At 64.3% G+C, this 19,458-nt stretch carries 15 protein-coding genes; 7 read left to right on the forward strand and 8 right to left on the reverse strand.

Features of this window, described 5'->3' with window-relative positions:
- Positions 1-189 precede the first annotated feature (189 nt).
- The 3 genes from ACRWQA_RS11365 (at position 190) to ACRWQA_RS11375 (ending at position 3,406) form a co-directional block, all read left to right on the forward strand.
- On the forward strand, positions 190-798 hold the full coding sequence (locus tag ACRWQA_RS11365; protein WP_263583762.1) for a porin family protein: 609 nt from the start codon (positions 190-192) through the stop codon (positions 796-798).
- 135 nt (positions 799-933) lie between these two features.
- Complete coding sequence (gene rraA / locus ACRWQA_RS11370; protein ID WP_263583761.1) at positions 934-1,422, forward strand: ribonuclease E activity regulator RraA; 489 nt, start codon at positions 934-936, stop codon at positions 1,420-1,422.
- Positions 1,423-1,534: 112 nt separating this feature from the next.
- Positions 1,535-3,406 carry a glycerophosphodiester phosphodiesterase family protein gene (locus ACRWQA_RS11375; RefSeq protein ID WP_434228496.1) on the forward strand — a complete coding sequence of 624 codons (1,872 nt, stop codon included), beginning with the start codon at positions 1,535-1,537 and terminating at the stop codon, positions 3,404-3,406.
- A gap of 37 nt (positions 3,407-3,443) precedes the next feature.
- On the opposite strand, the gene ggt is transcribed toward ACRWQA_RS11375, so the two are convergent.
- Positions 3,444-5,273 (reverse strand): gamma-glutamyltransferase, encoded by a 1,830-nt coding sequence (gene ggt, locus ACRWQA_RS11380; protein ID WP_434228498.1) that lies wholly within the window; start codon positions 5,271-5,273, stop codon positions 3,444-3,446.
- A 106-nt stretch (positions 5,274-5,379) separates the two neighbouring features.
- Positions 5,380-7,752: a phosphoenolpyruvate synthase gene (gene ppsA / locus ACRWQA_RS11385; RefSeq protein WP_434228500.1), complete on the reverse strand. Its 2,373-nt coding sequence runs from the start codon at positions 7,750-7,752 to the stop codon at positions 5,380-5,382.
- 247 nt (positions 7,753-7,999) lie between these two features.
- Here ppsA and ppsR point away from each other — a divergent pair, with 247 nt between their 5' ends.
- Both ppsR and ACRWQA_RS11395 read left to right on the forward strand, forming a co-directional pair.
- Entirely contained in the window at positions 8,000-8,833 is an 834-nt protein-coding gene (gene ppsR / locus ACRWQA_RS11390) for a posphoenolpyruvate synthetase regulatory kinase/phosphorylase PpsR (RefSeq protein ID WP_263583757.1), read from the forward strand.
- An 11-nt stretch (positions 8,834-8,844) separates the two neighbouring features.
- Positions 8,845-9,627: a DUF3750 domain-containing protein gene (locus ACRWQA_RS11395; RefSeq protein ID WP_434228502.1), complete on the forward strand. Its 783-nt coding sequence runs from the start codon at positions 8,845-8,847 to the stop codon at positions 9,625-9,627.
- 17 nt (positions 9,628-9,644) lie between these two features.
- On the opposite strand, the gene ACRWQA_RS11400 is transcribed toward ACRWQA_RS11395, so the two are convergent.
- From ACRWQA_RS11400 to ACRWQA_RS11425, 6 genes are all read right to left on the reverse strand, one after another.
- Positions 9,645-10,865: a CaiB/BaiF CoA transferase family protein gene (locus ACRWQA_RS11400; RefSeq protein ID WP_263583755.1), complete on the reverse strand. Its 1,221-nt coding sequence runs from the start codon at positions 10,863-10,865 to the stop codon at positions 9,645-9,647.
- A 22-nt stretch (positions 10,866-10,887) separates the two neighbouring features.
- Positions 10,888-12,069: an acyl-CoA dehydrogenase gene (locus ACRWQA_RS11405; protein WP_263583754.1), complete on the reverse strand. Its 1,182-nt coding sequence runs from the start codon at positions 12,067-12,069 to the stop codon at positions 10,888-10,890.
- 72 nt (positions 12,070-12,141) lie between these two features.
- Positions 12,142-13,569, reverse strand: coding sequence for an MATE family efflux transporter (locus ACRWQA_RS11410; RefSeq protein WP_434228505.1), 1,428 nt, complete (start codon positions 13,567-13,569; stop codon positions 12,142-12,144).
- 66 nt (positions 13,570-13,635) lie between these two features.
- Positions 13,636-14,538, reverse strand: a complete 903-nt coding sequence (gene mmsB / locus ACRWQA_RS11415) for a 3-hydroxyisobutyrate dehydrogenase (RefSeq protein WP_434228507.1) — start codon at positions 14,536-14,538, stop codon at positions 13,636-13,638.
- Positions 14,539-14,591: 53 nt separating this feature from the next.
- The gene (locus ACRWQA_RS11420) at positions 14,592-15,746 is read right to left on the reverse strand and encodes an enoyl-CoA hydratase/isomerase family protein (RefSeq protein WP_434228509.1); all 1,155 of its coding nucleotides are present in this window, start codon (positions 15,744-15,746) and stop codon (positions 14,592-14,594) included.
- A 19-nt stretch (positions 15,747-15,765) separates the two neighbouring features.
- Positions 15,766-16,932, reverse strand: coding sequence for an acyl-CoA dehydrogenase family protein (locus ACRWQA_RS11425; protein ID WP_263583750.1), 1,167 nt, complete (start codon positions 16,930-16,932; stop codon positions 15,766-15,768).
- A 235-nt stretch (positions 16,933-17,167) separates the two neighbouring features.
- On the opposite strand from ACRWQA_RS11425, the gene ACRWQA_RS11430 reads away from it, so the two are divergent.
- Complete coding sequence (locus tag ACRWQA_RS11430) at positions 17,168-17,608, forward strand: MerR family transcriptional regulator (RefSeq protein WP_263583749.1); 441 nt, start codon at positions 17,168-17,170, stop codon at positions 17,606-17,608.
- A 97-nt stretch (positions 17,609-17,705) separates the two neighbouring features.
- Positions 17,706-19,409 (forward strand): AMP-binding protein, encoded by a 1,704-nt coding sequence (locus tag ACRWQA_RS11435; RefSeq protein ID WP_434228512.1) that lies wholly within the window; start codon positions 17,706-17,708, stop codon positions 19,407-19,409.
- Positions 19,410-19,458: the final 49 nt, after the last annotated feature.

The raw sequence follows: 19,458 nt of genomic DNA on the forward strand, positions 1-19,458 counted from the left end.
ATGCAGCCTGCATTTACGTCGCCAGTTGGCGACGTCTCGCTACGTTTTTTTACCCGCTCCGCCTTGAGAGCATTTCCCGCCGAGACTAAGTTTAAGAAGCCTTCATGTACTGGATCGGTCGGGGGACCGAAGACAGCGCATGCAAGAATGAGGGATTCAAGGCCAAGGGACATTTCAAGGAGTCAGAACATGTCGAACAGAATGCTCCTCACCACAGCACTGGCTTCCGCCTCGCTACTCGTTGCCACCGGCGCTCAGGCACAAGCCGGCCAGCCCCATGAACAGTATGCCTATCTGGGCTTGGGCACCGGCTTCAGCTCGCTGGAGAACGATCGCGAAGACGTGGACAACTTCATCGAGAGCGGCAGCAGCGACTTCGACCTCGACGACGACGACAACGTCTGGAAAGGCTTCGCCGGATACCAGTTCAACCGCTACCTTGCCGGCGAAGTCTTCTATGCCGACCTCGGCCGTGTACGCCTGCGCGGCACCGACGGCGCCAGCACCAACCTGGAATCCAATGCCTACGGCGCCAGCCTGGTCGGCCAGTTTCCGATCACGACCTGGTTCACCCCGTTCGCCAAGATCGGCGCCGCCAGTTGGGAAACGGAGGTGAAAGGCAACCTGGGTGATGCCGAGCTCGACCTGCAGGACAACGACGGCTTCGACCCGGTCTACGGCCTCGGCGCCCAGTTCAACTTCAACCCGGTGTTGATCCGCGCCGAGTACGAGCGCTACGATTTCGACAGCGACTACACCATCGATACCTTTACCGCCTCGGTTGGGCTCCGCTTCTAGCTTCCCTACTGCTTCGACCTGCGACACCGGGCCCTGCCCGGTGTCGTTCCAGCCTGCGACGAATCGACGAGGGCCGGAGCGAACGAACCATGGCATCATCCACACCATCTCCCTCCCTCTGGCAAGGAATCTTCGATGAGCGCGATCATCACGCCCGATATTTGCGATGCCCACCCGGACGTGCAGGTACTCGATCCGATCTTCGTCAGCTTTGGCGGCCGCGAGGCGTTCTGCGGGCCGGTGCGTACCGTCAAGTGCTTCGAGGACAATTCCCTGGTCAAGCAGGCCGTCGGCGAGCCTGGGGAGGGTGCCGTGCTGGTGGTCGATGCCGGCGGCTCTCATCGCTGTGCCATGCTTGGCGACATGCTCGCGGAGCAGGCAGTGGACAATGGCTGGTCGGGTGTCGTCATGTATGGCTGCGTGCGCGACGTCGACGTCCTGGCCGAGACGGACCTGGGCGTCCAGGCGCTCGGCGCGCACCCTCGCAAGAGCGAGAAGCGCGGCGAGGGAAGCCGCGACATTCCAGTCACTTTTGCCGGCGTCACCCTGCGCCCGGGTCAGTGGCTCTACGCCGACAACAATGGCATCGTGGTGGCCGAAGAGCGCCTGCCTCTCGACACTTGAGCTTCCGCTCGAATCCTCTTTCGAATTCACGGGCACCTCAGCGCCACTTGCCCACACGGCATCCCCGGTGCCACGCTAATGGCATGAATCTACACCGAGAGCTTCCATTTCGATGACGTCGCTAGGCGTGGATGTGCTGCGCAGCCTGCGAGAGCACCTGCGTCCGCTGGTGGCGTATCATCTCTTCTTCACCCTGCTCGCCTCGAGCCTGCTGCTGCCGGCCGTAGCCTGGACCCTGACCGGTCTGCTCAACCGGTTCGACCGCCCGGTCGTCACCAATGCCGCACTGCTCGACCTGCTGCTCAGCCCGGGGGGGATCTTGTGGCTGCTGGCGGCCATCGGGTTGACCTTCCTGATTCTCTACCTGCAGCAGGCCGGCATGATTCTGGTGGCGGTCAAGCGGCGCGACAACCATTACCAGTTGGCGTTCATCGCCCTGTGGCAGACCCTGCGCCGGCTGCCCGTCCTGGCCGGCCTGGTCGTACTGCAGGTGGGCGCGCACCTGCTGATGTTGATACCCGTTGCGCTGCTGCTGGGCTGGCTCTACGACATGATCATCGGCGGGCTCGACCCGTACTACGTACTACGTATGCGCCCGCCTGCACTGTGGCACTTCCTGGCCACCGCGATACCGCTGGTCCTCGCCTGGGCCCTCTCCGCGGCGTGGCTCTACGTGCGCTGGATATTGGCACTGCCGGTGGCCACGCTGGAAAATCTCTCAGCGCTTGCCGCCCTCAAGCGCAGCCGTGAACTGACCCGCGGCCATCGCGCCAAGGTTGCCCTGGTCGTGATCTCCGTGCTGCTGGTCATCGTTGCCCTGCCCCTCCTTGCCAGTACGCTCTTCGACCGCGTCTTCACCCCTCTGCTGTGGTGGCTACCGGAACGCAATGCGGTGCTGATTCCGGCCATGCTGGCCTACGTGACCGGCTACGTGCTGACAACGCTTGCCATCACCTTTATCGGCATCGCGGCGAACGCGCTGCTCTCGGCCTGCCTCTACCTGCGCCTGGCGCACCGTGAGCCGCGCCCCGCCCCACCGCCGCCCGATGCCCATCCGGGCCGGCTCGCCTGGGGGGTCGAGCTCGCCGTGCTGCTGTTCGCACTGGCCCAGGCATGGTGGATCGTCAACAGCTTCGAGCTACGCGATGACGTTGCCATCATCGCCCATCGCGGCAGCTCGATAGCCGCGCCCGAGAACACCCTGTCGGCAATTGAGCGTGCGAATGAGGATCGTGCCCACTACGTGGAGATCGATGTCCGCCTGACCGCCGATGGTGAAGTCGTGCTCTACCACGACCGCAGCCTTCAGCGCCTGACCGGCGACCCGCGCAACTTGCAGGACATGACACTCGATGAGCTGCGCGAATTCGATGTCGGCAGCTGGTTCGGCGACGCCTTCGTCGGGGAACGCATCCCCACCCTCGACGAAGCCTTTGCCGCGGTGCGCGGCAAGAGCGCCTTGATGATCGACATGAAACCGGACCCAGGCGCGGAAGACGCCCTGGTGGAGGCCGTGCTCGACGCGCTGGAGCGGGAAACCGAGGCGCGGCGTGAGTGCCTGGCCCGAGTGACGCCGGCGCAGGCCGCCCGTTGCGGCAGTCCGGACGTCAGCGGTGAGACACGGCTGGCGGTGATGTCGACCCGCGTACTGGACATGATCAAGGAGCGCGAGCCGGACCTGCGCGTGACCCTGCTGGCTCAACTGGTGATGCCGGGAACCCTCGATCGGCGCAGCTTCGACGCCTTGGGGCTACGCCACAACCGAATCACCGACAACGAGATCCGGCTGGCGCGCGAGCTCGGTTACGAGGTGCATGCCTGGACGGTGAACGACCGGGCGCGCATGTCGCAGATGATCGACCTCGGCGTGGACGCCATCATCACCGACTACCCGGATCGCCTTGCCGAACTGATTCGCGACCGCCGCGAGTCGAGTGACGGCGCAATCCTGCTGGTGAAGCTGCGCAACTGGCTACGACGTTGACGGTGGCGCCCAGACGGGCGCCACCCGGGCAGGCTGGCTAGTCGCCCATCACCACGCCTTCACGACGCGGATCGGCACCGCCGAAGAATCCATCCTCGGTACGCTGGATTGCCTGCAGTCCGCTCACCAGCTCGCGCTCACTGGCCTCGTGGCCGAGTTCGTTGAGCGCCTCGATCACGTGGGCCGGGAAACGACCCTCCTCGAGGTAGGCAGGCCCCCCCAGGGTGATGGCGTGGGGCAGGTCAAGCGCTTCCTGGGCATCCAACCCCCAGTCGAGCATGGCTACCAGCGCCTTGGCGGTATAGTGAATGATCGCAGCGCCGCCCGGCGAGCCGAGGCTGGCAACGAGTTCATTGCTTTCGCGGTCGAACACCAGCGTCGGGCTCATGCTCGAGCGTGGCCGTTTGCCGGCCTCGACGCGATTGGCGATCGGCGAGCCATCGGCATCCAGGGGGCGGAACGAAAAATCGGTCAGCTCGTTGTTGAGCAGGTAGCCACCCGCCAGCCCGGTGCCGCCATCGGCCAGGATGCGTGACCCGAAAGCGGCCTCGATGGTGGTGGTCATGGCCACGGCATTGCCCTCTTCATCGATGATGCTGATGTGGCTGGTGCCGTATTCGGGCTGGATGGGCTGGATGGCCCAGGCAGTTTCCACGACACCGGGATTGCCCGCGTCGGCACCATCCGGCCCCATGCTCTGCTCGCCGATCAACTCGGCGCGTTCGGCCAGGTACTCTTCGTCGAGCATGCTGTTCCAGTCGCCGCCCGGAGGGTTGACGAAGTCCGGGTCGGCGATGAACTTGTCGCGGTCGGCGAAGGCCAGCCGCGACGCCTCGAGGAAGCGGTGCAGCCATTCGGTGCCGGGACGATCCTCTTCCATCGGCTCGTCGAGCGCCGGCAGCTGCTCCAGGATGCCGAGGATCTGCATGATGGTGAGATGACCCGAGGACGGTGGAGGGAAACCGCAGATCCGGTAATCCTGCCAATCGGTACACAGCGGATCGCGTTCCTTAGCGACATAAGTGGCCATGTCCTCCAGGCTGATCGCCCCCGGCCGCTCGGAATGACCCTGCACCCGCTGGACGAGATTCTCGGCAATCGGCCCGGTGTGCAATGCCTTGCTGCCGTTTTCGGCTATGTCGCGCAGGATCTCGGCGAGCGCCGGATTCTGCAGGAGATGCCCCTGAGGCAGCGGTTCACCCTCCTCGGTGTAGTAGAACTCGCTGGCAAGCGGATCGTCGCGCAGCCTCTCCTCTGCAGCAAGGCTGGTATGTAGCCGCGGGCTGACCTCGAAGCCCTCCTCCGCCAGGGTAATGGCGGGAGCGAACAGCTCCGCCCAAGGCAGTTTGCCGTGCTTCTCGTGGACCATCTCCAGCATGCGCACGGTTCCCGGTACGCCAACCGAAAGACCACTGGCCGCCGCGTCCATGAACTCGAGAGGCTCTCCCTCGCCGTTGAGGAACAGCGATTCGCTGGCGGCACGAGGCGCCGTCTCGCGACCGTCGTAGGCCTTGACCCCGTTGCCGTCGTAGTGCATCAGGAAGGCACCGCCACCGATACCGCTCGACTGGGGTTCCACCAGGGTCAGGACCATCTGCACGGCAATGGCGGCATCGACTGCCGAACCGCCCGCCTTGAGTACCTGGTAACCCGCGTCGGTCGCCAGCGGATTGGCTGCCGCCACGGCAAAGCGCTCGGTCGCCCAGCCGGGTTTTTCGTTATAGCCGGACGCGGCCTCCGGCTCGATGGCCGGGGCTTCGTACTGAAAGGCCACCTCGGCTGGCGCCATCAACGGCGCGCTCAGCACGCAAGCCGCGGTAACGGTAACTAACCAGTATCGACGAACAGAAACTGATTTGATGTCCATGAGTGGGCCTCTCGGTAACTCCATGTAAGAGTTGTACAGCATAGGCGAAAAAAAGCCCGATTAAGAGACATCAATCGGGCAAGTTTGTAAACCTAATAAAACTTAACTACGAGAGTGTTTCCCCCGCCAGCATGAACCAGGTTTCAAGCACCGCGTCGGGATTGAGCGATACGGAATCGATGCCTTGCTCCATTAGCCACTTGGCGAGATCGGGGTGATCGGACGGCCCCTGCCCGCAGATACCCACGTACTTGCCTTGAGCCTTGCAGGCCTGGATCGCCATGCTCAGCAGCTTGAGCACCGCTGGGTTACGCTCGTCGAACAGGTGCGCCACGATACCCGAGTCGCGATCCAGACCCAGCGTCAGCTGCGTCAGGTCGTTGGAACCGATCGAGAAGCCGTCGAAGTGCTCGAGGAACTCCTCGGCCAGCAGCGCGTTGGCCGGCAGCTCGCACATCATGATCACCTTGAGCCCGTTGTCACCACGCTTGAGCCCGTTGGCGGCCATCAGTTCGACGACCTCACGGGCCTCTTCGGTGGTACGCACGAAGGGCACCATGATCTCGATGTTGTCGAGCCCCATCTCGTCGCGCACGCGCTTGAGCGCCTGGCACTCGAGTTCGAAGCAGGGGCGGAAGGCATCGGAGATATAGCGCGAGGCGCCGCGGAAGCCGAGCATGGGGTTCTCTTCGCCCGGCTCGTAGAGCTTGCCACCGATCAGGTTCTCGTATTCGTTCGACTTGAAGTCGGAGAGCCGCACGATCACCCGTTGCGGATGGAACGCCGCCGCCAGGGTCGAGATGCCCTCGACCAGCTTGTCGACATAGAAGTCCACGGGGCTGGCGTAACCGGCGGTGCGCAGGTTGATGGTCTGCTGCAGGTCCAGCGGCAGGGTGTCGTACTCGAGCAGCGCCTTGGGGTGCACGCCGATCATGCGATTGATGATGAACTCCAGGCGCGCCAGGCCGACACCGGCATGCGGCAGGCTGGCAAAGCTGAAGGCGCGGTCGGGGTTGCCCACGTTCATCATGATCTTGAACGGGATCTCGGGCATGGAGTCGACACTGGTGACACGACAGTCGAAGTCCAGCAGCCCCTCGTAGACATGACCGGTATCGCCCTCGGCACAGGAAACCGTGACATCGCGGCCCTCCTCGAGAGTCTCGGTCGCGTCGCCGCAGCCCACCACGGCGGGAATGCCCAGCTCGCGGGCGATGATCGCCGCATGGCATGTCCGTCCACCGCGGTTGGTCACGATCGCCGAAGCGCGCTTCATGATCGGTTCCCAGTCGGGATCGGTCATGTCGGTGACCAGCACATCGCCGGCGTTGACCTTGTCCATCTCTTCCGGCGTGAAGACGATCTTCACCGCGCCGCGGCCGATACGCTGGCCGATGGCGCGACCAGTGACAAGGGTGCGCCCCTTCTCCTTGAGGTGGAAGCGCTCGAGCTTGCCACCCTCCTGCTGGGACACCACCGTCTCGGGGCGAGCCTGGACGATGTAGAGTTCCCCGTCGTCACCGTCCAGCGCCCATTCGATATCCATGGGACGCCCATAGTGCTGCTCGATGGTCACCGCCTGGCGAGCCAGGGCCATGACCTGGTCGTCGCCGATGCAGAAGCGGGCACGATCCTTGAGCGGTACGTCCACGGTGGAAACCGACTTGCCGGCGCTGGCATCGTCGCTGTAGATCATCTTGATCAGCTTGGAGCCGAGATTGCGGCGCAGCACCGCCGGCCGCCCGGCGGCCAGGGTCGGCTTGTGCACGTAGAATTCATCGGGGTTGACCGAGCCCTGCACCACGGTCTCGCCCAGCCCCCAGGAGGCCGTGACGAACACCGCATCGCGGTAGCCCGACTCGGTATCGAGGGTGAACATCACCCCCGAGGCGCCGGTCTCGGAGCGCACCATCTTCTGGATGCCCGCCGACAGTGCCACATTTTCGTGAGCGTAGCCGCGGTGCACGCGGTAGGAGATGGCGCGGTCGTTGAACAGCGAGGCGAATACCTCGTGGACGGCGCGCTTGACGTTATCGAAGCCCTCGATGTTGAGGAAGGTTTCCTGCTGCCCGGCGAAGGAAGCATCGGGCAGATCCTCAGCCGTGGCCGAGCTACGCACCGCCACCTTGAGGCTGTGATGCTGGCTGGCGAGCTTGTCGTAAGCACCGCGCAGGTGCTCCTCGAAAACCGGCGGCAAAGGAGTGTCGATCACCCACTGGCGAATCTCGGCCCCGACGCGAGAAAGCTCGGTAACGTCGTCGACGTCGAGCCGCGCCAGCGCCTGGTTGATACGCTCGTTGAGCCCTTCATGAGCGAGGAATTCGCGATAGGCATGGGCAGTGGTGGCAAAGCCTCCCGGCACGGTGACGCCGGCTCCCGAGAGGTTGGAAATCATCTCGCCGAGCGAGGCATTCTTGCCGCCTACTCGTTCCACATCGTCCATGCCGAGCTGATCGAACCACAGGATGTAGTCTTCCACGTAACCCCCTACTGATGTCCGTTGCCTAGACTTCAGGCGAAAAGCGCAATGCTGCCCACCTTAAACGCAAGCGGCCATATTCGCCATTGGTCTAACATCGAAGTCACTGGAGGTTTTTTACAACAATGGGGCGATTTCCGCGTTTCCTGTAGTCGGGAAGCGTTCGGAGCCCTGCAAGCCACGCCTTGCCGCCAGCGCCACGAGCCCTGACAATGAGCAACCAACCCTCACGGATACCGTCGACGCCATGCCCCGTACCGCCTTCTTCATTTCCGACGGCACCGGCATCACCGCCGAGAGCCTGGGCCGCAGCCTGCTCGCGCAGTTCGAGAACGTCGAGCTGCGCATGCTCACCAAGCCCTATATCGACTCCATCGACAAGGCACGCACCCTGGTCGAGATCATTACGGGCGCCGCGGCGCGCGATGGCGAAGAGCCGATCATCATCGACACCATCGTCGACGAAGCGATCCGCGAAGTGATACGCAGCGCGCCCGGATTCAAGATCGATATCTTCTCGACCTTCCTCAAGCCGCTGGAGAAGGAGCTCGGCACCCATTCAAGCTATACCGTTGGTCGCACCCACTCCATCGGCCAGGATGAGGTCTACATGGACCGCATTCACTCTGTTCACTTCGCCCTGGACAACGACGACGGCGCGCGCACCCACCAGTATGACCAGGCCGACGTCATCCTGGTCGGGGTATCGCGCTGCGGCAAGACACCGACTTCGCTCTACCTGGCCCTGCAGTTCGGCATCCGCGCCGCCAACTATCCGCTCACCGAGGACGACCTCGACGAGGACGGCAGTCTCAAGCTGCCGCGAGCCCTCGCCCAGCACCGCCACAAGCTGTTCGGGCTGACCATCGACCCACGCCGGCTGGCCGCCATTCGCCATGAGCGACGCCCCAACAGCCGCTACAGTTCGCTGGACCAGTGCGTCCAGGAAGTGGAGCAGGCCGAAGGGCTCTACCGTCAGATGCACATTCCCTACATCGACACCACGCGCTTCTCGATCGAGGAGATATCCACCCGCATGATCGCCGAGACGGGACTGACGCGGCGCTTCTCACCGCGCTGAAGGAGCCCGCCATGCTCAAGCTGCTCGTTGGCGTGGTGATCATGATATTGCTGCTGGCCGGCGGGCCGCTCTACATGTGGGGTTTCGGCGGTATCGACACACGGGGTGACTGGCGCAGCGCCGATCGCAGCAGCCTGGGGCTTGCACCCGACCCGGGCCAGACCCACCAGGCGGTGGTACAAGTCTACTCGGCCCGGGCCTTCAACTGGCGCGGCATCTTTGCCGTGCACGCCTGGGTGGCCACCAAGCCGGAGGGAGCCGCGCACTATACCGTGCACCAGGTCACCGGGTGGGGGCATCCTGCCCTCACTTCACGTATCGGCGGCCCCGACCGCGCCTGGTTCGGCAGCCGACCCACGGTGCATGCCACCCTGTGCGGCAGCCAGGCCGAGCGCGCCATCGAGCGCATCGACGCCATCCTGCCCGACTACCCCTATCGTGACCGCTATCGCGCCTGGCCCGGCCCCAACAGCAATACCTTCGTCGCCTGGTTGATCCGCGAGGTACCGGAGCTGGACGTGGCACTGCCCTCCAGCGCCATCGGCAAGGACTACCTGGGCGACAGCGTGCTGGCACGCACTCCCAGCGGCACAGGCATGCAGGTTTCGCTAGGCGGCGTGCTGGGTGCCGCTGTCGGGTTGCGTGAAGGGGTCGAGCTCAATCTCGCCGGCCTGGTACTGGGCATCGATCCGGCCGCACTGGGGGTCAAGCTCCCGGGCGTCGGCACCCTGGGGTTGCTGGCGCCTGCCTACGGTCAGCCGCAGGGTGAGTGTCCCGACGTGGCGGCCGGCTAAGCGGCTCGAGCTCCAGGCTAGCGGACGATGCCCTCGCGGCGCAGCCGCTCGATATCCTCGGCTGTCAGGCCCATCTCGGCGAGTATCGAATCGCTATCCTGGCCCAACCGGGGCGGTGCCATTTCGCTCATGGCTGGCTGGCTGTCGAAGCGCAGCGGACAGGCCACCTGGGGTACCTCGAGCTCGCCGCGCTTGAGCGTACGCTGCATGCCGCGGTGCTTCACCTGGGGGTCGTCGAAGACTTCCGCGATGGTATTGATGGGGCCGGCGGGTATGCCGCGGGCCTCCAGCTCGGCCAGCCACTCGTCGCGCTGGCGAGTCATGAAGATTGTCTGGATCAGCGCCACCAATACGTCGCGGTTGCCCACTCGTGCGGCATTGGTAGCGTATGCCGGGTCCTGGGCCCATTCGGGATGCCCCAGCAGTTCGGCCAGTCGCGAGAACTGGCTGTCGTTGCCGACGGTCAGCACCAGATGGCCATCGGCACAGGCGAAGGCCTGGTAAGGCACGATGTTGGGATGGGCATTGCCATGGCGTTCGGGCGAGACACCGCTGACCAGGGCATTGAGCGCCTGGTTGGCGAGTGCGGCCACCTGTACGTCGAGCAGTGCCACGTCCACGTGTCGCCCTTCGCCGGTACGGTTGCGCTCATGCAGCGCCGCAAGTACGCCGATGGTGGCGTAGAGCCCCGTCATCACGTCGGTGATCGCCACACCGGTCTTCATCGGCATGCCGTCCGGCTCGCCGCCGATGCTCATCAACCCGCCCATGGCCTGGATCATGAAGTCGTAGCCGGCGCGGTGCGCATAGGGACCATCCTGGCCGAAGCCGGTGATGGAACAGCCGATCAATCGTGGATTGAGCGCCTTCAGGCTGGCGTAGTCGAGGCCGTACTTGGCCAAGCCGCCGACCTTGAAGTTCTCCAGTACGATATCGGCACCCTCGGCTAGCTGGCGGATCAGCGCCTGCCCCCTATCGCTTGCGATATCCACCGCCAGCGACTGCTTGCCGCGATTGGCGCACAGGAAATAGGCCGCCACTCGCTCGAGGTCGTCGCCTCCAGCCTCCAGGTCTTCGTCAAGCCACGGCGGCCCCCAGCCGCGGGTATCGTCGCCGCGTTCGGGATGCTCGATCTTGATCACCCGCGCCCCGAGGTCGGCGAGCAGCTGGCCGGCCCAGGGGCCGGCCAGCACGCGCGACATGTCGAGCACAGTGATGCCTTCCAGCGGCCCGCTCATGCTTGCTCTCCTTGTCGCCAACTCAATTCGCGAAGGCCTGGATACCGGTCTGGGCACGCCCCAGGATCAGGGCGTGCACGTCGTGAGTGCCCTCGTAGGTGTTGACCGCCTCGAGGTTCATCATATGGCGAATCACATGGTACTCGTCGGCGATGCCGTTGCCGCCGTGCATGTCGCGGGCGACGCGGGCGATGTCCAGCGCCTTGCCGCAGTTGTTGCGCTTGATCAGCGAGATCGCCTCCGGCACCAGTTGGCCCGCGTCGATCATGCGGCCCACTCGCAGCGCTGCCTGGAGGCCCAGGGCAATCTCCGTCTGCATGTCGGCCAGCTTCTTCTGGATCAGCTGATTGGCGGCCAGCGGGCGGCCGAACTGCTTGCGATCCAGAGTGTACTGGCGCGCGGCGTGCCAGCACGCCTCGGCGGCCCCCATGCTGCCCCAGGCGATGCCGAAGCGAGCGCGGTTGAGACAAGAGAACGGCCCCTTGAGCCCGGTGACGCCCGGCAGACGCTGCTCATCGGACACTTCCACGTCCTGCATGGCGATCTGTCCGGTAATGGAGGCACGCAGGCTGAACTTGCCTTCGATCTTGGGTGCGGACAGCCCCTTCATGCCCTTCTCGAGAATGAAGCCGTTGACCACGCCCTCCTCGTCCCGTGCCCAGACCACGAACACGTCGGCGATCGGCGAGTTGGTGATCCAGCTCTTGGTGCCGTTGAGGCGCCAGCCGCTATCGGTGCGCACGGCACGCGTGGACATGTTGCCCGGGTCTGAGCCGTGGTCCGGCTCGGTGAGCCCGAAGGCCCCCACCCATTCGCCGCTGGCCAGCTTGGGCAGGTACTTCTCGCGCTGGGCTTCGCTGCCGAAGGCATGGATCGGATACATCACCAGGCTCGACTGCACGCTCATGGCACTGCGGTAGCCGGAGTCGACGCGCTCCACCTCGCGGGCGATCAGGCCGTAGCTGACATAGTTCATGCCGGCACAGCCATAGCCGTCGATGGTGGCGCCGAGCAGACCCAGCTCGCCCATCTCGTTCATGATTTCGCGGTCGAAGCGCTCATGGCGATTGGCCTCGAGCACCCTCGGCATCAGCTTGTCCTGACAGTAGTCGTGAGCGGTCTGCAGGACCATGCGCTCGTCTTCGTCAAGCTGGTCGATCAGGCGGAACGGGTCTTCCCAGGTAACGGCGGTGATCTGACTCATGGTGGCTCTCCTGAATAAATTTCTACATTTTCACAGAATGTAGACCAAACAGGGCCCGCTGCCAACCCTTGATCACGCTTTTTTCTCGAGGGAACCGCTCGATTCGTCCTTGGGCTCTGCCTCAACGGCATGCATTGCATCGAGCCGTCGGCGCAGGGTACGCCATGCCACCAGCCCCACCAGCACGTTGGCCAAGAACAGGCCGATGAAGACGCCCCGGGGCCCTCCGGCAATGCCACCCAGCCAGGCCAGCGGCACCGTAAGCAGGAACAACCGGATCACCGAGAGTCGCATGGCCCGGGAGGGTTCGTGCAGGGCATTGAACGAAGACACGGCCAGAATCACCACGCCCTGAGCGCCAAGCCCCAGCGGCACCCACCACAGGAAGTGACGCAGCACCTCGCCCATCTCACCGTCCGCGGTGTAGCCGGCGACGAGCCATGGCGCCAGCAGTTGCAGCAACAGCCATACCCCGAGCTGCCACACCAGCACGAAGACGAAGCAACCGAAGATGGCGCGCCTCACCCGCTTGTGCTGGCCTGCCCCGACGTTCTGGCTGACCAGCGGCGGCAACGTCATCGAGAGCGCCAGCACGCCGATCTGGGCAATGGCCTCGATACGCGTGCCGACGCCGTAGCCAGCCACGGCATGATGGCCATGGCCGGCGACGATGCGCGTCACCAGCGCCAGAGCCAGCGGCGTGAATACACTGGTAATGGCTGCCGGCAGGGCGATCCGCGAGAGTTCGCGCCAGGAGGCCATCAGGCCGCTCGGCGTAAGTCGGCGCAGGTCGAGGCAGTCGCGCAGCTCGCGCTGCCAGAACAGCGCCGCGGTCATGGCCGCCCAGCTCAGTACCGTGGCCAGGGCCGCGCCCTGCACGCCTAGCGCCGGGAATGGCCCTGCACCGAAGATCAGCAGCCAGTCGAGCAGCCCATTGAGCAGCGCGGCCAGCGCCATCATCAGCCCGGGGATGAGCGTATTGCCCTGGGCGCGCAGCACGCTGTTGAGCACGCGCGGCACGATCACCGCTGCCGCGCCCAGGTACCAGATGCCCATATAGTCGTGGATGTGCGGCATCAGCACCGTATCGGCACCCAGCAGCCGAAACAGCGGCTCGAGCGTGGCCAGGCCCAGTACGCTCAGCAGCACACCGACGGCCAGGGCCAGCAGCGCGGCATCGGTGGCACGCCGCCGCACGGTCTCGATATCGCCCTGACCCAGGCGCCGGGCCACCACTGCCGAGGTGCCGATACCCAGACCGATGGCCAGGCTGATCACCGCGAACACCACCGGGAAGGTGAACGACACCGCCGCCAGTGGCGCCGGCCCCAGCCTGGCGATGAACCAGGTATCCACCAGGTTGAAGCTCATCATGGCGACCATGCCGCCCACCACGGGCAGGCACTTGCGCAGCAGGGTCAGGGCGATGGGGCCTTCGAGCAGTTCGCGGCGCATGGGGCGTCGCGAGCCGCCTTCAGCCGAGGAAGGTGACGTTGACATGGGACCTCGAAACGAGAAACGGGCACCCGATTGTGCCCGTTTCACGCCAACCTGCCAAAAGGAGGCTCAGCTTTTCTCGCCCGCCCGATAGAGCTTCTGAATACTGGAGAAATCCAGCCCGCCATTGCCTTGGGCCGCGTGCAGGGCGAACAGGTTACGCGCCTGGGAACCCATCGGTACCGTGGCCTTGCAACCCAGGGCCAGTTCCCAGGCCAGCCCCAGGTCCTTGGCCATCAGGTCGGTCAGGAAGCCGCCCTGGTAGTCGCGCGAGGCGGCAGACCCCTCCATCACGCCGGGCCAGGGATTGTAGACGTTGAGCGCCCAGTTGCCGCCGCTGCTCTGCTTCATGATCTCGGACAGCACGGCCGGGTCGAGACCGTTCTTGACGCCAAGTGCCAAGGCCTCGGCGGTACCGCTCATGAGGATGCCGAGCAGCATGTTGTTGCAGATCTTGGCCACCTGACCGGCGCCGATCTCCCCGGCATGGAAGATGTTCTTGCCCATGCCCTCGAGAACCGGTTTGGCCTGCTCGAAGCCGGCCTGGCTGCCACCGACGATGAAGGTCAAGGTGCCGGCCTGGGCGCCGCCCACGCCGCCGGAGACCGGCGCATCGAGGTAAGTCAGGCCGCGCTCGGTGGCTGCGGCACCCACGACTTGAGCATCTTCCGGCGAGATGGTGGAGGCGTCGATGATCAGCGGCTTGCCTTCCAAGGCATCGAACAGCCCCGGCGAATCCTCACGGCCGAGATAGAGGCGGCGCACATGCTGGCCGGCCGGCAGCATGGAGATGACCACCTCGGCCCCACTGGCCGCGCTCTGGGCGCTGGCGCAAGCGTGGGCTCCGGCCTCTTCGAGGCGTTTCATGGCGGCATCGACCAGGTCGAAGACGCTGACCTCATGCCCGGCCTTGACCAGGTTGTGGGCCATCGGGGCGCCCATGTTGCCAAGGCCGATAAAGGCGATTTTCATGCGAGCTGCTCCTGATTGTCGTTATCGAAAGTGAGTGACTTGGAGTAAAGCGTTCAGTGGATTCGTTTGCCACTGCCGAGGTCTCGCAACGGGTGCTCCTCTTCGCTCCACAGAGGTTCCAACAGCGCCTGCAGGTCCGCCTCTGGCACGCTGGCAACACTCTCGTGCAGCCACTTGGGGCTCTTGTCCTTGTCGATCAGCAGCGCCCGCACACCTTCGGCGATATCGCCTTGGCGGCAGCACTGCACCGAGAGGTTGAGCTCATCACGGAAGGCATCGGCCAGACTGGTATGACGGTGCCGCTCGAGCATGCGCCAGACCAGATGGGCACTCAGCGGACTGCCGGCCTCGAGCCGCTTGCGGTTCGTAGCAAGCCACGCATGGTCGCGGTCGTCCTGCAGGATACGCCTGACCGCCGCGGGGGCGTCGACCTGACCGCTGAGGGCTTGAATATGATCGAGCAGTGGCCAGACCTGGGCGGCTGGTGCCTGCGAGCGATCCTCGAGTTCGTCGAGCACTCGCTGCACGCCTGCCTGGAGTTCGCGGGGGGTACGCGAGCCGTAGTCGGCTTCGCCGAGGGCCTCGAGCAGCGAATCGCGGCGCTCGCGCGGTATGAAGTGGTCGGCCAGCCCCAGGTCCAGTGCATCCCGGGCGTTGAGCTGAGCACCGGTGATCCCGAGATAGGCCCCCACCCCCGGCGGCATGCGGCTGAGGAACCAACTGGCGCCGATATCCGGGTAGAGGCCGATAGTGATCTCGGGCATGGCAATCAGCGTGGTCTGCGTTACCAAGCGCCGCGAGGCACCGGCCATCAGGCCCAGGCCGCCGCCCATGACGATACCGTCGCCCCACACCAGGACCGGCTTGGGGTAGGTGTGGATGCGGTAATCCAGCCGATATTCCGTGGTGAAGTAGGTTTCGGCGTAGAGGCTGTCGCGGCCAGCACCGCGATTGTCGCCCTCTTCGGTCATCGAGCGGTACAGCGCCACCACGTCGCCACCGGCGCAGAAGGCTTTCTCGCCGGCCCCCTCCAGCCACACCGCGACGATGCTGCGATCCACTGCCCAGGCCTCGAGCTTGGCATCCAACTGTCGCGCCATATCCAAAGTCAATGCATTGAGGGACTTCGGCGAGTTGAGGGTGGCGACACCTATTCTCCCCCCGTCGCGGGTCGGCAACTCATCGAAGATGACCGCAAGATCCGTCATGCCACTATTCTCCTTCTGTTTATTGCAGCGCTTCGATCACGCCGTCCGCAAGCAGGCGGCGGGCCACGATTACACGCATGATCTCGTTGGTGCCCTCGAGAATCTGGTGCACGCGGGTATCGCGCACCATGCGCTCCAAGGGGAACTCCCTCAAGTAACCATATCCGCCATGCAGCTGCAGCGCCTCGTTGCAGACGTGGAAACCCATGTCGGTGGCAAAGCGCTTGGCCATGGCGCAGTAGGCGGTGGCTTCCGGGTCGCCCTGGTCGAGCCGCCAGGCAGCCTGGCGTACCATCAGCCGCGCCGCGGTGAGTTCGGTGGCCATGTCGGCCAGCTTGAACTGCAGGGCCTGAAAATGCGCCAGCTCACGGCCGAACTGCTTGCGCTCCTGCAGATAGTTGCGCGACAGCACCAGGGCGTGCTGGGCCGCTCCCAGCGAACAGCTGGCGATGTTCAGGCGCCCACCGTCAAGCCCCTTCATGGCCAGCTTGAAACCTTCGCCCTCCTCGCCCAGGCGATTGCCAACCGGCACGCGCACCCCATCGAAGCTGACCAGGCGCGTGGGCTGGCTCTTCCAGCCCATCTTCTCCTCGTTCTTGCCGTACTCGATGCCCGCGGCATCCGCCGGCACCAGGATCGCCGACACCCCACCGGCACCGCTGTCGGGAGCACCGGTGCGCGCCATGACCACCAACACGTCATTGGCGCCGGCGCCGGAAATGAACATCTTGGAGCCGCTGATGACATACTCATCACCCTCGCGCACGGCCTTGGTCCGCAGGCTCGCCGCATCCGAGCCGGAACCGGGCTCGGTCAGGCAGTAGCAGCCCAGGCACTCGCCGCTGATCAGCCGCTCGACCCAGGTCTCGCGCAGCGCCTCGTTGCCCCAGCTCGCCACCATCCAGGCCACCATGTTGTGGATGGTAAGATAGGCGGTCGTGGAGATGCAGCCTTGGGAGAGCTGCTCGAAGATCAACGAGGCATCCAGCCGCGACAGCCCCAGGCCACCACGCTCTTCGGGAATGTAGATGCCCAGGAATCCCGCTTCGCCGGCGCGACGAATGACCTCGACCGGAAAATAGGAGGTGGCGTCCCATTCGGCGGCATGGTCGGCCAGCTCGGCCCGAGAGAAATCTGCGGCAGCCTGGACGAGCGCCTTCTGGTCATCGGTAAGAGAGAAATCCATCGGGTAACCTCGTGTGTTTTGTATGTCAGGCCGCATGTCGAAGCGCGACTCAGCCTCCTCCGCTTGAGCGGGGCAACGCAAGGCGCTTGATGCCGACCAACCTAGCACTTGCTAGGTTTTACCGCACACATCCCTTGGTCGACAACCACTTTACGTTAACGTCAACGTCGTCTAGTGTTGCGATTACGTGGCGAGACACCGCACGACGGCCCGCCCTACTCATAGGAAGGTAGCAATGAGCACACCCAAACCGGAAGCCACACTCGCGGTCAACGGCAGCCTGCCCCGGCACCGCCGCACCTACTCCATCGGTGAATTGGCCCGGATGTTCGAGGTGACGCCACGCACCATCCGCTTCTACGAACAGGAAGGATTGTTGGCACCGGAGCGACGCGGCCAGACCCGCATCTATCATGAGAAGGACCGCGTTCGCCTCAAGCTGACCCTGCGCGGCAAGCGGCTGGGTTTCTCACTCGCCGAGATTCGCGAGGTCATCGAGATGTACGACGCCATGCCCGACGGCAACGCGCGTCAGCTCAAGCGCCTGCTGGAGATCCTCGCCGACAAGCGCAGCAACATGGAGCGTCAGTTGGAAGACATTCGCCTGATGCAGCGCGAACTCGACGACGTAGAGATGCGCGCACGGGAAGTCCTGGAGCGTCTCGATCAGGGTTGACCCAAACGCCAAGGCCTCTTGCAGCACCAGCCACAGTGGTCGGCATTCCAGCGGCAAATCGACTATTACAAACTGCCACAACAAGACGGGTAACACGATGACACGCCAAGCATTTCAAGACCGCGTCCCGAACAGTTACGTCAGCGGTATCAGCGACACGCCGCTGAAGGGCGAAACCATTGGCGACTGCTTCGATTCTACGGTCGCGCGCTTTCCCGACGGCGATGCCCTGCTCAGCCTGCACCAGGGTCTGCGCTACACCTGGAAGGAACTGCAGCAGGCGGTCAACCAGGCAGCCCGCGCCATGCTCGCCTTGGGCGTGAAGAAAGGCGATCGGGTGGGCATCTGGTCGCCCAACTGCGCCGAGTGGACCATCACACAGTTCGCCACAGCCAAGATCGGCGCCATCCTGGTCAACATCAACCCGAGTTATCGCACCCACGAACTGGAATATGCGCTCAAGCAGTCCGGCACCTCGACGCTGATCCTGCAGGGCCAATTCAAGACCTCAGACTACGTCGCCACCCTCGCCGAGCTGGTGCCCGAGATGCGCGACGACGCACCTGACAATTTTTCTGCCGCCAAGCTTCCCGAACTCAAGCGCGTAGTGTGCCTCGACGCCGGCCGTGCGCTGAGCGGCATGTACAGTTGGCAGAGCATGCTGGCCCACGCCGACCAAGTCTCGGAGGAGCAGTTGGCCGAGATCCAGGCCACGCTGCAGTTCGACGAGCCGATCAACATCCAGTACACCTCGGGCACCACCGGGGCGCCCAAGGGAGCGACGCTCTCCCACCACAACATTCTCAACAACGGCTTTTTCGTCGCCCGCACCATGGGCTTCACCGAAAAAGACCGCCTGGTGATCCCGGTGCCGCTCTACCACTGCTTCGGCATGGTGATGGGTAACCTGGGCTGCATGACCCACGGTGCCACCATGATCTACCCGGGTGACGGCTTCGAGCCGGAAGCCACCCTAAAGGCGGTCTCCGACGAGAATGCCACGGCACTGTATGGCGTACCGACCATGTTCATCGCCGAGCTGGAGCATCCCAACTTCTCCCAGTACGACCTCTCCACCCTGCGCACCGGCATCATGGCGGGCTCGATCTGCCCCATCGAGGTAATGCGCAAGGTCATCGAAAAGATGCACATGGAGGATGTCACCATCTGCTACGGCATGACCGAGACCAGCCCGGTGAGTTTCCAGACCCAGATCGACGCCCCGCTGGAGAAGCGTGTGACCACGGTGGGCACCATTCACCCCCACCTCGAGGTCAAGCTGGTCAGCCCCGAAACCGGCGCCGTGGTACCGCGTGGAGAGACCGGCGAGCTGTGCACCCGCGGCTACAGCGTGATGCTCGGCTACTGGAACAACGAGGAAGCCACCGCCAAGTCGATCGACAGCGCCGGCTGGATGCATACCGGCGATCTCGCCACCATGGATGAGGAAGGCTACGTGGCCATCGTCGGCCGCATCAAGGACATGATCATTCGCGGCGGCGAGAACATCTATCCGCGAGAGATCGAGGATTTCCTCTACACCCATCCGGCCATTTCCGACGTGCAGGTGATCGGCGTGCCCGACGAGAAGTACGGCGAAGAAGTCATGGCCTGGGTCAAGCTGGCGGACGGGCAGCAGCTCAACGCCGACGAGCTCAAGGAATTCTGCAAGGGCAAGATCGCCCACTACAAGATCCCGCGCTACGTGAAGTTCGTCGACGAATTCCCGATGACCGTGACCGGCAAGATCCAGAAATTCAAGATGCGCGAGGAAGCCACCCACGAGCTGGGCCTGGCCTGACGTCTAGCGACTACTCTCTACCTTCCGCTCCTTACCGCGCCCCTGCTCC

Source organism: Billgrantia sp. C5P2, assembly GCF_051062895.2.